The following is a 14,582-nucleotide window of genomic DNA, read 5'->3' on the forward strand; positions in this document are numbered from 1 at the left end:
GCTCTCTTTCGATTCGGACTGGATCAGTACACGTCGCGGTGGTAACGTCCGTCGTCGTGCAGTTGTGAGACATAGTCGCCCGCGGCTTCAGCATTCATGCCGCCGTGCCGCGCAATCACCTCATGCAGCGACGCATCCACATCCTTGGCCATGCGGCTCGCATCGCCACACACATAGATCTGCGCGCCTTCGCACAGCCACCGCCACAGTTCCGCGCCGTTCTCCTTCATGCGGTCCTGCACATAGATCTTGTGCGACTGGTCGCGCGAGAAAGCAGTGTCCAGGCGCGTCAGGTATCCGCTGTCGCGCAGGCCGTGCAGTTCGTCGCAGTACAGAAAATCCGTCTGCGCGCTGCGTTCGCCGAAGAACAGCCAGTTGCGCCCGCCATGTCCCAACGCCTGCCGCTCATGCAGAAAGGCACGGAAGGGCGCGATGCCCGTACCAGGCCCGATCATGATCATCGGCACGTCCGACGCAGGCAGACGAAACTTCTTATTCGGCTGGATGTAGATCGGCAGTCGCTCGCCCACGCGAACACGGTCACTCAGCATGGTGCTGGCAATGCCGCCGCGTTCGCGATTGTGCGACCGGTAGCGCACCACGGCGATCGTGCAATGCACCTCGCGTCCATGCGCCGCCGGGCTCGACGAAATGCTGTAGAGCCTCGGCGAAAGCCGCGGCAGCATGCTCACTAACTCCGCCGGCTCCGAGACCGATCCGGGATACTCATGCAACAGATCGACCAGCCCACGATCCCACATGAAGCTGTCCAGGTGGGAAGCCTCTTCCGGTAACAACAACGTGGTCAGCGGCTTCGCCTCTGTGCGTGCGGCGAAGTGCTGAACAATCTTGCGGGTCAACCGCGTCGGTTGCAGATGATGCAGCAGCGCATCCCGAACCGTGGTCACACCGGACTTCGCAACCTCAATCTTCGTGTCCGCCGCAAACGGCAGCAGCGTAAGGATCTCTTCCACCAACTCCGGGTCGTTTTGCGCAATCACGCCGCACGCATCGCCCGCCTGGTAGTGCACGTCTGAGTCAGCAAGGCCGAAGCTCAGATGCATCGTCATCTTGCTCGAGACATCGCGTGTCAGCGGCTTCCGCTCACGCATCTCTGCATGAAAAGGATTGTCACGCGAGTGGCCCGGCGATGCTGGTGCGCTCTCCGCAGCACACGCAACCGCGACCGGCGCCGTAGATGCAACAACACCCGGAACCTGAGCCTGTGTCAGGTGGGGACGCAGTGCCGTCTTCCACTGTTCGAACGGCACGTCCACATCGACATCCGCATCCACGCGCGCCATCAAGCGCGTCGCTCCAAGCGCGCGCAGACGTTCATCGACATCCGCGCCAAACTTGCAGAACTGTTCGTAGTGCCTGTCTCCCAGCGCGAAGACGGCATACCGCATCGCGTCAAGCTTTGGTGCGCCGTCCGCAAAGAGCGAATCACGAAAGCTGATCGACGATTCGGGTGGATCGCCCTCGCCATACGTGCTCACCAGGAATAGCGCATGCTGCTTCCCCGCCACATCGGCCAGCGTCACCTTTGCCAGCGAGGCAAGCTCCGCAACGTGTCCCTGAGCTTTCAATTCCTTCACAAGTTTCTTCGCAAGACGCTCTGCGGTACCACTCTGCGAGGCGAAGTACACCGCAAGCTGCAGCGGATCAACCGCCGCTGCCGCAGTCGGCGCGGCAGAGAACAACCCCGCAAGAAATCCGTTAAGCCATGCCCGTTGCTCCGTAGAGAATGGTGCATTGTCCGGAAGGAAAGGTACGCTCATGCCGCATCTCCCTGCGACAGCACTTGTTGGCCGCACATGCTGCGAAGCTCTTCGACTGCATGTCTGCGCGTGAACTCGAGAAAACTTTCTGACGCTTCGTGCCTCTGCTGATAGATCGCAAAGACGCCTTGCAAGGCTGGGATCACTTCGGCATAGGGCATCGCCGGAAACAGCTCCCGCGCCATGCCCTGATCGTTATCGGCGCTACCACCCAGGTTCACCTGGTAACCCTCGCCGCCGTTCACCTTCACGCCCATCAGGCCAATGTCGCCGATGTAATGCTGCGCGCAGGAGTTGGGACAGCCCGTCACATGCAGATTGACAGGACTGTCGATCGGAAACATTGTGTCGAGCGTGCGCGCAATTTCCAGCGCATGCGCCTTGGTGTCCGTCATCGCAAAGCGGCAACCACGGCTGCCAGTGCATGCCACCGTGCCGCTCAGCACACGGCCCGCCTCGTATTCCAGGCCGGCCTCGCGCACAGCGGCTTTTGCTGCCTCCAGATCCGCAGCAGCAATATTCGGGATCAGCAGATTCTGCCAGACCGTCAGCCGCAGCTCGCCCGTGCTAAAGCGATCCGCAACATCCGCCAGCGCGCGCGCCTGTTCCGTTGGCAGCCAGCCAACGGGAATCGTAATTCCCATGTAGTGAAGTCCATCCTGTGACTGCGCATGAGCGCCGAGATGTCCCGCGCGATCGATCGGTCCGCGTGGCTCGCACTCCGCCGCATCGCAATGGATGACAGGGAAGTCCAGCTTCTTCTGCACTTCCTCGAGAAACTTCGGAACGCCCCATCGATCGATCAGATACTTCAGCCGAGCCTTCTTGCGGTCCGTGCGATCGCCATGCTCGGCAAACACACGAACCATCGCCGCGGCCACAGCCACCAGTTGATCCGGCAGCAGCAGCAGGCCGCAATCGCTGGCAAACTGCTTGTGCCCGGTGATGCCACACAGCAACACACGGAAATACACACCCTCAGGGACGCTCCGCCCCGAAGCCACACGAACCGCGGTAAAGCCGATGTCGTTCGTGTCTGCCAGTACGGAGATGCTGCCGCCGTTATCGAACGCAATGTTGAACTTGCGCGGCAGACCAAACATGTCACGCGAGTTACTCATGTAGTTCTGCAGCGCGTCAGCAAACGGCTGCACATCGATCAACTCCTGCGCGTCAAAGCCTGAGATCGGTGACGCGGTAAAGTTACGCAGATTGTCCGCGCCCGAACCGCGTGAGCTCATGCCAAGCTTCTGAATCGTATTCAGCACATCCACAATGTTGCGTGGCTGCAGCTCGCGTAACTGCACATTCGCGCGCGTCGTCAGATCGATCCGTCCGCAACCCCACTGCTCGGCCATCTTCGCCAGCCCGCGCATCTGGTGACTCGTCAGAACGCCGCCCGGTACACGCATGCGCAACATGAAGCTGTCCTGCGCAGGCGCAACGTGGAACAGACCAAAGCTCTTGAAGCGATAGCGGAACTCAGCATCCGGCACACTGTCCATGGCAGCATGGCGCAGCAGATCATCCCAGCAGTCCAGGGGATTGCGCTCGTACTTCCATACCTCTTCCGCGCATAGGTCGCTCACCGGCGTTCCCCACACCGTGGGCTCAACATCTGCGGTTGCCACAGCCAGGTTGCTGTCAGCCCGCGTGGGATCGTTCGTCAGCGCGCCTGCGCCCGTATGTCCCACAAAAGGCATACGCTGGGTCGCTCCCGCAAAGAAGCCCTGCAGGTACTGCTTCTGTTCGTCGGTAAAGTCGCCGGTCGTCAGGTCGGATGGAGCGTCTGTCATACGTCTTCCTCTGAAGGCAATCGCTGGTGCACAAATCGAAAGCGAGCCTGGTTTTGCAGAGGATGTCGCGCAGGCATGACGAACCGAGCGCAGCAAACACCGCGAAACTCAGGCTCATCATGGAGCTGGACTGATAGGGATACCGGCCAGGCGACAGGGGCTGGCAGCTTTCCGCAAAAGATCGCGGGAAAGTGGGATCGGTAGCGTGATCATAAGGCCACTTGAACTTCCACGCAATCCTTTCCCAAAGTTTTTCGCGCAACGACACCGTTGCAGTTGGCCTTCAACACAAGGCCGTCTATTCTGGACACACATCATCGTCCGCCAACTGGTTAGTCTTCTTTCCCATCCGCAGCGTCGTCCCTGCTTCGGGCAGATGTTCTATACCCGTTCGCCAAAGTCCCTTTGAACTGACCGGAGAGCAACATGCCGCATGCAAGCTTCGATAGCCTCCGAGTCGTCTCTCTGGAATCGCGGCGCGCGCGCGAAGTCGAGAAGCTCATCCGGACCTACAACGGCGAACCCATCGTCGTGCCATCGATGCGCGAGGTCCCACTCAGCTCAAACGCAGCATGCCTCCAATTCGGACACGACCTGCTGGCCGACCGCTTCGACGCGATCATCTTCTTCACCGGTGTCGGCGTCCGCGCCATGATGCGCATCCTCGAAACCGAGTTCCCCCGCGAAAACCTGCTCGAAAAATTGCGCGGCCTCACCGTCATCTCACGCGGCGTCAAGCCGCAGGCCGCACTCATCGAACTGCGTGTGCCGATCACCGCCCTCGCACCCGAACCTGCGACCTGGCATGAAGTCATGTCCGTCCTCGACACCACCCTCGGCGACCGAGCCGCAGGCATGCGCCTCGCCGTGCAGGAATACGGCGCCAGCAATCCAGAGATGCTCTCGGAGCTCGTCAACCGATTCGACTCCGTCACCAAAGTCCCCGTCTATCAATGGGCGCTGCCGGAAGATCTTGAGCCGCTGCGCAGTGTCGTGCGCGAGATCGTTCGCGGCTCCGTCGATGTCGTTCTCTTCATGACGGCCGTGCAGGTCATCCACCTCTTCCAGGTCGCCGACGAAATCAGCATGCAGGACGATCTCAGGCTCGCCCTCGCCTCTACCGTCGTCGTCTCCGTCGGACCCACCACAACAGAAGAGCTGCAGCAGTACGGCGTGAAACCTGACTTCGAACCATCCCGGCCGAAGATGGGCTTCATGATCAACGAAGCAGCGCAGTACGCGGGTAAGCTGCTCGCGGCAAAGCGCGCCTCCTTGCCTCCGGACGATCTAAGCGCCGCGCTCCCTCCGCCATCCGCCACCCGCAAGACACCAGCCTCCGGCGTGCAACAGGTCGCAGCCATGACCGCGACCATGGCCGGCTTCACCGACGGCCTCGCCCCGCTCGACATCCTGCATGAGATCGGCAGCCGCATCGCCCTCGCCGACCCCTTGCACCTCGTCCTCGAACGCATCGTAAAGTTCGCCTGCGCCGTCATCCCCTGCGACTCCTGCTTCGTCTACACCGTGGAAGGCGAGCAGCTCATCCTGCGCGCCAGCAAAAATCCGCACGCCGACCAGGTCGACACACTCAACGTACCCGTCGGCGAAGGCATCACCGGCTGGGTCGCCAAGCACCGCGAATCCGTCGCCATCCCCAAGGCCGCATCAGAAGACCCGCGCTTCAGCTTCTTCGCACTGCTTCCGGAAGACCGCTTTGAGGCCATGCTCAGCACGCCGCTCGTCTGCGCCAATCGCGTCATCGGCGTCATCAACGTGCAGCATCGCGACCCCTACTTCCACAGCGACCTGCAGCGCCGCCTGCTCGCAACGCTCGGCATACTTGTCGGTGCAGAGATTGAACGCGCCCGCCTCGAAACGGAAAATCTTGACCTCTCCCAGCGGCTTGAAAGTCGCAAGGTAATCGACCGCGCCAAGGGCCTGTTGCAGGCCGAACTCGGCATCACGGAAGAAGAGGCCTACCTCACCATGCAGAAAGAGAGCCGACAGCGCAGGCGCTCCATGCGAGACATCGCGGAGGCCATCCTGCTCTCAGAAAAACTCAGGCAGAAGCCAACGATGAGTGAGTCCAGGGCCTAGGATTCTAGACGATCGAGCCCTCATCCGCTGGACACGATTTCCTTTCGCCGGGTGTTTAGACTGCAACAAGCATGTCAGTTCCCATTTCTCTCGACGCACCCTACCTCCTCCACATCGCGCAACTCCTGAATCTCCCTCTGCCGGGCATCCGCGCCGTCATCGCGCTCTCGGACGAGGGCTCCACGGTTCCGTTCATCGCCCGCTACCGCAAGGAAGCCACAGGCAACCTCGATGAAGTGCAGATCCGCGATATCGCAGAGAAGGTCGACTACTTCCGCGAACTCCTGCAACGGCGCGAGACCATCCTCGCCTCCATCACGGAGCAGGGTAAGCTGACCGACGACCTTAAGGCGCGCATCCTCGCCACCATGGATCGCAGCGAACTCGAAGATCTCTACCTGCCCTATAAGCCCAAGCGCCGCACCAAGGCCACCATCGCCCGCGAGAAAGGACTTGAGCCACTCGCCGACTACCTTTGGAACCAGTCGCCCGCCGCTCTCGATCTCATCGCTCTGGCACAATCGCTCGTCGACCCGGTTAAGGAAGTCGCCACCATCGAAGATGCGCTCGAAGGCGCGCGCCACATCGTCGCAGAACGCATCAGCGAAGACGCTGAGGTGCGCAAGGCCACGCGCCACCTCATGTTTGAAGAGGGCTTCATCATCAGCCGTAAGTCCTTCGACGCCGTCGATGAGCAGGAAAAGTTCAAGATGTACTACGACTACCGCGAGCCCGTGAAGACGATTCCGTCCCACCGCATGCTCGCCGTCCGTCGCGGCGAATCCGAAAACGTCCTTTACTGGATGATCGAGCTCGAGGAGCCGCGTGTCCTCGGCCTCATGCGCTCGCGCATCCACAAGGCCGACGGAGACTGGACGCCCCACCTCAACCAGGCCGTTGAAGACTGCTGGAAGCGTCTGCTCAACTCCTCGATCCAGGTTGAGATCCGCATCGAACTCAAGCGCCGCTCCGACGCAGCGGCCATCGACGTCTTCCGCGACAACCTTGAGAACCTCCTCCTCGCCGCACCCGCCGGTCCCATCGGTGTCCTCGGCGTCGATCCCGGTCTGCGAACAGGTTGCAAGCTGGCCGTCGTCAACGAAACCGGCAAGTTCCTCGCCGACGATGTCATCTACCCGCACACCGGCCGCACCAAGGAAGCCACCGACAAACTCGCGGCGCTCATCGCAAAGCACAACATCCGCGCCATCGCCATCGGCAACGGCACCGCCTCGCGCGAAACCGACGCCTTTCTCCGCGACTTCCTCAAAGAGAAAGGTCTCGCCAACATCTTCCGCGTCACCGTCTCTGAAGCCGGCGCCAGCGTCTACTCTGCCTCCGACGTCGCACGGCAGGAGTTCCCAAACCTCGACCTCACCGTCCGAGGCGCCATCTCCATCGCACGCCGCCTGCAGGATCCTCTCGCCGAACTCGTGAAGGTCGACCCCAAGTCCATCGGCGTCGGACAGTATCAACACGACGTCGATCAGCGACAGCTCCAGCAATCCCTTGAAGCCGCCATCGAAAGCTGCGTGAACCGCGTCGGCGTCGATCTCAATACGGCCTCATGGACGCTGCTGCGCTACGTCTCCGGCGTCACTGAACGCGTCGCACTCAACATCGTCAGCTTCCGCGACGAGCGCGGCCAGTTCCGTTCACGCTCGCAACTGCATGAGGTTCCGGGCATCGGCCCCAAGACCTTCGAACAGGCCGCAGGCTTTCTGCGTGTTCGCGACGGCGATCAGCCGCTCGACAACACCGCCGTCCATCCGGAGTCCTACGGCCTCGTCGAAGAGATCGCAAAGTCCCTCTCCGCGCCCGTCTCAGACCTCATCCGGGCGCCGCATCTCCTCTCGGGCGTCAAGCAGAGCAGCTTCGCTGCAGGCACCTTCACCTGGAACGACATCGTCGAAGAGCTTAAGAAGCCGGGCCGCGATCCACGCGACACCTTCGTCGCTCCCACTTTCAATGAAGCCGTGCGCGACCTCGCCGACGTCGTCCCCGGCATGGTGCTCGAAGGCGTCGTCAGCAACGTCACCAAGTTCGGCGCCTTCGTCGACGTAGGTGTCCACCAGGACGGCCTCGTCCATATCTCCGAGATCTCGAACCGCTTCATCAAAGACGCCTCCGAGGTCCTCAAGGCCGGCCAGATCGTCAAGGTCAAGGTTCTCTCCGCAGACATCAAGACCAAGCGCATCGCCCTCTCCATCAAGGCGCTGCAGGCTCCATCCACTCCAACCGTCAAGAACCGTCCGGTGAAAGAGACGAAAGCGATCCCGGTCAGCGATCAGCTCGCGGCTCTCTCATCCAAATGGCGCACACGCTAATCCCGCAACGAAGAAACGGCACGCGCCAGGGAACTGGTGCGTGCCGTTGCTCTCTGTAACAGAGCGGTGCGGTTTTCTGACGAGCCGTGCTACCAGACGGTCACAGCCTGTAGCGCCGGTGCGCCTGTCTTTCCATCCACCACGCTGATCTTTAAAACAGCTTCCATGTTCTCTTCGCCAATCGGCTTTCCCAGCCGCTCTTCCAACTCAGCCATGTAGTGCGGATCCGTCAGGAACTCCGCGGCGGCCTCGGTGCCGTTCCGTCCCAGGCCCGCCACCACCACGATCAGGCTGCCCGTCGTCTTGTCGCGAAAGCGGCCAAAGACCGCGTAATCGTCGGACGCCGAGTAGGGCAGGTTGTGGTCGCGCTCCCAATGCTGCCTCGGATCCGACGCACTCCGGATAGCCGGTGTGCTCGGCCCGTCCAGGCGATAGCGTGTGTCCTGCAGCAGGCGCCTGGTCCAGCCATTGCTATAGGCACCGATCAGAATGACGGATCGGTCGCGCAGGTCGCTTAGGGTTGTCGTATTCGCCGGCTGCAACTCGTACTCGCTGCCGTTCTTCTGCAGCAATCCGCTCATCCGCGCAGTAGCGGCTGCCGCCTGCATCGAAACGAATGGGTATTCGGCCCCTTTGCCCGCCGTCTCTGTACCGGAGTACGGGTTAGGCGAATAGACCACCACACCCGGTACTAGTAGCGGTGTGCCGCGATCGTGCAGGACAGGGGACCAGAAGCGGTCAACCGCGGTGGTCCGCGCAGCTTGAACGCGATGGTTGACGAAGGCTAGTGCCAGTCCCAGCGCGACCACCGTCACCAGGACCACCAGGGGAAGCGACCGCCACTGGTTGACTTGGGCCGCAGGCGGCAGGGCAGCGGGCACAGGCAACGCGTACGCTGCGACCGGGGTGTCAAACGTCGGTGTCACGGCCGTTTCAGCAGCGTCTACTGGCTTCACAACGCGTTGAAAGTCCGGCACATACGACCCCTGCGGAATCGTGATCTCCAGCGCAGCGTCTTCGTGGTCGTGATAGTAGATCGCCAGGCGCTTGCGCACCTCGCCCGCGGTGTAGCGCACGACGGTGTCGTTGTTGGTGTCGTAGTCGGTCGACCGGCCGAAGACCTCGATCCCGATCGTCCGTTCCTTGATCTGGGGACCGTTGCCGTCCAGCGTCTGCGCAACCACGTACCGCAGGAATGCGGGGTACCGCTTGCTGTTCGAGAACTGCGGGCTGTGCAGAACACCCTCCAGCTCCGCCCATACGAACGTATGGTCAGCTTCCGTCTGCGGAGCCCACCGTTCGCGATCTGTCTTCTGTATGACCATTGGCGGCACCATCATAGCCAATGCCGTATGCCTTTGCACATGGCTACTCTGGCGTTGCTCCCGCCGTCCCCCGACCATCCCCCTCTCCCCTTGCAAGGAACCGTGGCAAGGGGTGACAAACCGTGAGTCACTTGCTCCCTCTCTGCCGCGCAACAGACGGTGTTGTGCGGATTGGAACGGCGTGCTGAAACGTCTGCACCCGTCCCGCGAACTTTTATCCGGCCTGTCAGAATCCCCGACTGTCGCGCAATCATGCAGCGATGGCGCTCTGGCAGGCGAACCGATTGCCTTTGGAGAGCCAAAATGAAGATCAACAGAATCCTGGGCACGGCATCTGCCCTGGTGCTTTGTTCCACAGCCAGCGGTGTCGCCTCCGCTCAGCTCAGCACCGCGACCATGTTCGGCGTCGTCCGCGACGCCTCCGGCGCCTCGGTCCCGAATGCCACCATTACACTGACGCAAACCGATACCAACTTCACCAGCAAGGTCACTGCAAAGGATGACGGCAGCTACCACGTGGAGTTCCTGCCGGTTGGTCCTTATAAGCTGACCGTCACCTCAGAGGGATTCAAGACCCTGGAGCGCTCCGGTATCGTTTTGGCCGTCATGCAGAACGCCGAGGTAAACCTGGCGCTCGAGATCGGTGGCGCCGTCGACACCGTGAACGTCACCAGTGACGTCCCGCTGATCAACGTCGGCAACTCCACCCTGGGCAACACGGTCAGCAACGTCGAAATCGACAACCTGCCCCTGATCAACCGTGACGTGACACGGCTGCTGCAACTGGTACCGGGCGTGCAGAGCGTGCAGACTGCAAACAGCCTCGGATTCCAGGAACTCCACGTCCTCGTAAACGGCGCCGCGGACAGCCTCGTCGGTCAGACTTCGTACTACCTGGACGGCGGTCTGAACATGACCGGCCTGCGCAACAGCGGTAACGCGGTGCCCAACCCGGACGCTGTCAGCCAGTTCAACGTGGTGACGAACAACTATAGTGCCCAGCTCGGCAAGTACTCGTCCGCCGTAGTCAGCGTCATCACCAAGAGCGGTACGAACAAGTTCCACGGATCGGCCTTCGAGTTCTACCGGTCGCGCAACTTCAATGCGACGACCCATCTGCAGGGCAGCAAGAACCCCTACAACCAGCACCGCTTTGGCGGAACGGTCGGCGGCCCCATCCGCCACGACAAGGACTTCTTCTTCGCCAGCGCCGCCGCCTTCCGTTTCATTCAGTACGGCAACTACAACGGCAGCCTGCCCAGCCTGGCGCAGCAGGCGGGTAACTTCTCAGAGAACACCCCCACGCCAGCCGAGCAGGCCAACTGCAAAGCCACGCCGACGGCTGCTGCGAACACCGCCGTCCACTTCCTGGTCTGCAATCCTGCCACCGGCCTGCCATACGCAAATAACACGCTACCCACCGTCGACCCGACGGCCGTCAACATCCTGAAGTACGTCCGCGCGAACCTGCCGACACAGCAGCCCGCGCAGTTCGGCGATACTCGCTACACCTACCGCACCCGGTCGCCGCTGCCTGAGCAGAACAACGAGTATCTGATCAAAACTGATCATCAACTCGCTGCAAAACATAGACTTACCCTGAGCTACTTCATGCTGGACTACAAGGTTCGCAGCGTTCCGACGACCTTCACCCAGGCATGGTCCTACTCCGACTACGCGAACAAGCAGCAGAACGCGAACATCGCCGAAACGTGGACCGTCAGCGACCGCACGGTCAACCAGTTCTTCGTCGGCTACACGCGCCAGAACGGTGGACGTAACCCCGTTCCCGGCAACAGCACCCTGGCGGATTTCGGTTCAGACTTCGGCGTGGTCGGCACGCCCTCGCGCGGACAGATCGCCGTCGGCGGCGTCGAGGCGTTCACCCTCGGCCAGGCCATCACCGGCCCCAAGGCGGGTTCCAACGTCTACAACGTGCGCGACGTCCTCGCGACGACCCGCGGCAAGCACTCCATCTACGTTGGCGGTGAGGCGGGCCTGGAGAAGGACTTCCAGCTCACATCCCTCTCGAACTACGGCTCCTTCGCCTTCAACACGGCCAACGGCGCCAGCGGCGCTCGCACCACCAACGGGCTTTCGGACTTCCTGGCCGGCGTCCCGACCACGATGGCGCAGGACACCGGCCTCTATGCCAACGCCAGCTACTTCAACTACGGCATCTTTGCCCAGGACGACTGGCGTGTCCGCAGCAACCTGACCATCAATGTTGGCCTTCGGTATGACTGGCAGCAGGCGCCGACCGAACCGCTCTCACGCCAGACGAACTTCTCGCCGGGCGTGCAGTCCCGTGCGTTCCCCAACGTTTCGATCGTAGGTAAGACGGGACCGCAGCTTGCGCCCGTGGGTATGCTCTTCCCGGGCGATCCCGGTGTGCCGCGCGGTGGCGTCTTCACGCCCCGGAACCACGTCTCGCCGCGTGTCGGCTTTGCCTTCGACCCGAACGGCAAGGGAACCACGGTCTTCCACGGTGCAGCCGGCCTCTTCTTCGGCGGCATCTCGGGCAACGAGTGGGAGTTCCCATCCAACTTCGCGCCGTACGCCGTCCGCAACACCTACAACAAGGTCGTCTCGCTCACGCACCCCTACCAGGGTGATCCCACGGAGTTCCCAACAGGAACCAATCCCTATCCGGCACTCAGCTACAAGGGAGACGGCAACGTAACCTTCCTGCCGCTGAACCAGGTAGTGGCCTTCGACCCCAACTACAAGTGGCCCTACTCCATCCAGATCAACGCGGGCTTCCAGCACCAGTTGACGAGCGGGCTGGCCATCAGCGCGTACTACGTCGGATCGTTGAATCGGAAACTGCCGCTCTATAACGACATCAATGGACCACAGTTCAACATCAACGCTGCCGGAGCCAGCGGCGCAAGCTGCACGGATCTGAGCAAGGCCTGCGGCTACGCCAACAACAGCAACACGGTCAACAACCGCCGCCCGCTGAACTCGCAGTTCGGAGCATCTGCGGCGAATCCGCTCTACAGCCAGGTCTACATCATCCGCTCGAACCAGAACTCGAACTACAACGGCTTGCAGGTCACAATCGAGCAGCGCCTCACACACCGCGTCAGCGCCCGCGGCTACTACTCCTGGAGCAAGACGCTGCAGAGCAACAATCTCAACAACCAGGGCGGCATGAACGGCGTCTTCGTCGACAACAACTTCCCGGAGCTTGAGGTCCGCCAGCGCTCCGATCAGGATCGCCGCCACATGATGACGGCGACGGTGGTCTGGAAGCCGGACTACTTCGACAACTTCAACCATGTCGTCCGCTACTTCGCCAACGGCTGGACCGTCACCGCCATCTGGACCGCAAACAGCGGCCAGCCCTTCACCATCACCACCGGCGTCGATAACTACTTCTCCGGCAACGGCAACAACCGCGTCAGTGTCGTCCCGGGCAAGACGCCCCGCGTCCTCGACAACAACGGCTCGCGCGCAACAGCCATGAACCAGTGGTTCGACACCTCCGCATTCTGCCGTCCCGGTGTGGACGCAGGTTGCCCCGGCGTCGGCCCGCTCGGCCTCCTCGGCAACTTCCGCGCAGCCACGCTCGACAGCCCCGGCTACCGCAACATCGACACCTCCATCTTCAAGGACTTCGCGCTCTTCCGCGAAGGGGTCAAGTTCCAGATCCGCGGAGAGTCCACCAACGTCTTCAACCTCACCAACCTCGGCCAGCCAACCGCCGCTGCCAACAACACGAACTACGGCAAGGTCACCAGCACGTCCGGCAACAACCGCATCATCCAGGTCGGTGGCCGAATCCTGTTCTAAACCGCACTGCCTCCTCAAAGCGGCAGCGAAGCACCACGCCTTCGCTGCCGCATTTCTCTCAGTTCTGTCCGGCCAGCTTGCAGGCGATTAAGGTAAGGTGGACAACGATAAGTTCCGGCATCGTTCTCTGCCGGCAACGGAGGATGCTCGCTTGACGAACGCCGCAACGCAAAAGATCTTCTACGGCTGGTGGATCGTCGTCGCCGCGTTCCTCAATCTATTCCTCGCCGTCGGCGTCATCTTCTACGGCTTCCCGGTCTTCTATCCGGCCTTCGTCCAGGCGCTCGGCTTCAGCCGCGGGCAAGTCACGCAGGGCTTCCTGCTCGGCTTCCTCATCGTCGGCCTGCCCTTCGGTCTACTCACCGGTATCCTCATCGACCGCATCGGCGCCCGCGCCGTCATCCTCTCCGGCGTCGGACTCATCGGTCTCCCGCTCATCGCCATGGGCCACATGCACCACTTCTGGCAGTATCAGGTCCTCTGCGTCATCGAGGTCATCGGCTACGTGCTCGCCGGCCCCATCTCCAATCAGGTACTCATCGCCCACTGGTTTCACGAGCGACGTGGACGCGCCATGGGGTACGCCTACCTCGGCCTGGGCCTTGGAGGCGCGGCGGCACCGCCCACCATCAACTGGCTCATCCGCTCCGTCGGCTGGCGTCATGCGCTTGAGATCGTCGGCGCCGTCATCCTCATCGTGCTCTTTCCCGTCGGTGTCTTCCTCACGCGCTCAACACCCGCCGACATGGGCCTGAACCCTGACGGCGCGCTCGCACCCGCAGCCCTGGAACCAGCCGCAGCAGGAGGCGTCTTCAGCGTTATCGGCACCGCCATGCGCGACCGCAACTTCTGGCTCATCCTCGCCGGCTCCGCGCTCGTGATCGGCGCCATGAACGCCGTCATCCAGCACTTCATCTTCTTCCTCGTCAGCAACGGCTACTCATCCGTAAGCGCCTCGCGATTCCTCTCGGTCCTGCTGCTCGCCAGCCTCGGCGGCCGCGTCATCGTGGGCTACATCGCCGATCGCTTCCGCAAGAAGAACACCATGGCACTCTTCTACGCGTTGCTCGGCCTGGCCATCCCCATCCTTTTCGTAGCGCACCTGCCCGTCGCGGCTTTCTCCTTTGCCGTCATCTTCGGCTTCGCCATGGGCGCGGACTACATGCTCATCCCGCTCGTCACCGCAGAGTGCTTCGGCGTAAAGTCCCTCGGCAAGCTGCTCGCACTCATCATCGCCGGCTACTCCATCGGTCAGTGGATGGGCCCATGGGTCGCCGGACGCATCTTCGACCGTTATGGCAGCTACGATCCCGCATGGAAGTTCATGTGTGGTGCGGCCCTGCTCGGCGCCGCTGCGATTTACGCAATTCGCAAGCCACGCGCTACCATCATGGCGTCGCCTGAAGCCTTGGTCATCGAAACCTCATCCGCAAAGTAAGTCACGGCATCACTCGCTCA

General features: G+C 61.8%; 7 protein-coding genes. 4 read left to right on the top strand and 3 right to left on the bottom strand.

Going from position 1 to position 14,582, the window contains the following annotated elements; all coding sequences use genetic code 11:
- Positions 1–23: 23 nt before the first annotated feature.
- Both TERRO_RS05950 and TERRO_RS05955 read right to left on the bottom strand, forming a co-directional pair.
- The gene (locus tag TERRO_RS05950; RefSeq protein ID WP_014785092.1) at positions 24–1,781 is read right to left on the bottom strand and encodes a sulfite reductase subunit alpha; all 1,758 of its coding nucleotides are present in this window, start codon (positions 1,779–1,781) and stop codon (positions 24–26) included.
- Positions 1,778–3,577, bottom strand: coding sequence for a NirA family protein (locus TERRO_RS05955; protein ID WP_014785093.1), 1,800 nt, complete (start codon positions 3,575–3,577; stop codon positions 1,778–1,780). Before TERRO_RS05955 ends, TERRO_RS05950 begins: the two co-directional genes overlap by 4 nt.
- Before the next feature lie 426 nt (positions 3,578–4,003).
- Here TERRO_RS05955 and TERRO_RS05960 point away from each other — a divergent pair, with 426 nt between their 5' ends.
- Positions 4,004–5,674 carry a uroporphyrinogen-III synthase gene (locus TERRO_RS05960; RefSeq protein WP_014785094.1) on the top strand — a complete coding sequence of 557 codons (1,671 nt, stop codon included), beginning with the start codon at positions 4,004–4,006 and terminating at the stop codon, positions 5,672–5,674.
- Between the two features lie 71 nt (positions 5,675–5,745).
- Complete coding sequence (locus tag TERRO_RS05965) at positions 5,746–8,001, top strand: Tex family protein (protein WP_014785095.1); 2,256 nt, start codon at positions 5,746–5,748, stop codon at positions 7,999–8,001.
- 89 nt (positions 8,002–8,090) lie between these two features.
- Here TERRO_RS05965 and TERRO_RS21885 read toward each other — a convergent pair whose 3' ends face one another.
- Complete coding sequence (locus TERRO_RS21885; protein ID WP_157178267.1) at positions 8,091–9,326, bottom strand: hypothetical protein; 1,236 nt, start codon at positions 9,324–9,326, stop codon at positions 8,091–8,093.
- Between the two features lie 303 nt (positions 9,327–9,629).
- On the opposite strand from TERRO_RS21885, the gene TERRO_RS05975 reads away from it, so the two are divergent.
- Together TERRO_RS05975 and TERRO_RS05980 are read left to right on the top strand one after the other, a co-directional pair.
- Positions 9,630–13,124, top strand: coding sequence for a TonB-dependent receptor (locus TERRO_RS05975; RefSeq protein ID WP_014785097.1), 3,495 nt, complete (start codon positions 9,630–9,632; stop codon positions 13,122–13,124).
- Between the two features lie 151 nt (positions 13,125–13,275).
- Entirely contained in the window at positions 13,276–14,562 is a 1,287-nt protein-coding gene (locus TERRO_RS05980; protein WP_014785098.1) for an MFS transporter, read from the top strand.
- Positions 14,563–14,582 lie beyond the last annotated feature (20 nt).

Origin of the sequence: Terriglobus roseus DSM 18391, from assembly GCF_000265425.1 — a bacterium.
Taxonomy (GTDB): Bacteria; Acidobacteriota; Terriglobia; order Terriglobales; family Acidobacteriaceae; genus Terriglobus; species Terriglobus roseus.

Coding starts and splice junctions, on each gene's coding strand:
- TERRO_RS05955 (WP_014785093.1), bottom strand. CDS start 3,577: ATGACAGACGCTCCATCCGACCTGACGACCGGCGACTTTACCGACGAA.
- TERRO_RS05960 (WP_014785094.1), top strand. CDS start 4,004: ATGCCGCATGCAAGCTTCGATAGCCTCCGAGTCGTCTCTCTGGAATCG.
- TERRO_RS05950 (WP_014785092.1), bottom strand. CDS start 1,781: ATGAGCGTACCTTTCCTTCCGGACAATGCACCATTCTCTACGGAGCAA.
- TERRO_RS21885 (WP_157178267.1), bottom strand. CDS start 9,326: ATGGTCATACAGAAGACAGATCGCGAACGGTGGGCTCCGCAGACGGAA.
- TERRO_RS05975 (WP_014785097.1), top strand. CDS start 9,630: ATGAAGATCAACAGAATCCTGGGCACGGCATCTGCCCTGGTGCTTTGT.
- TERRO_RS05965 (WP_014785095.1), top strand. CDS start 5,746: ATGTCAGTTCCCATTTCTCTCGACGCACCCTACCTCCTCCACATCGCG.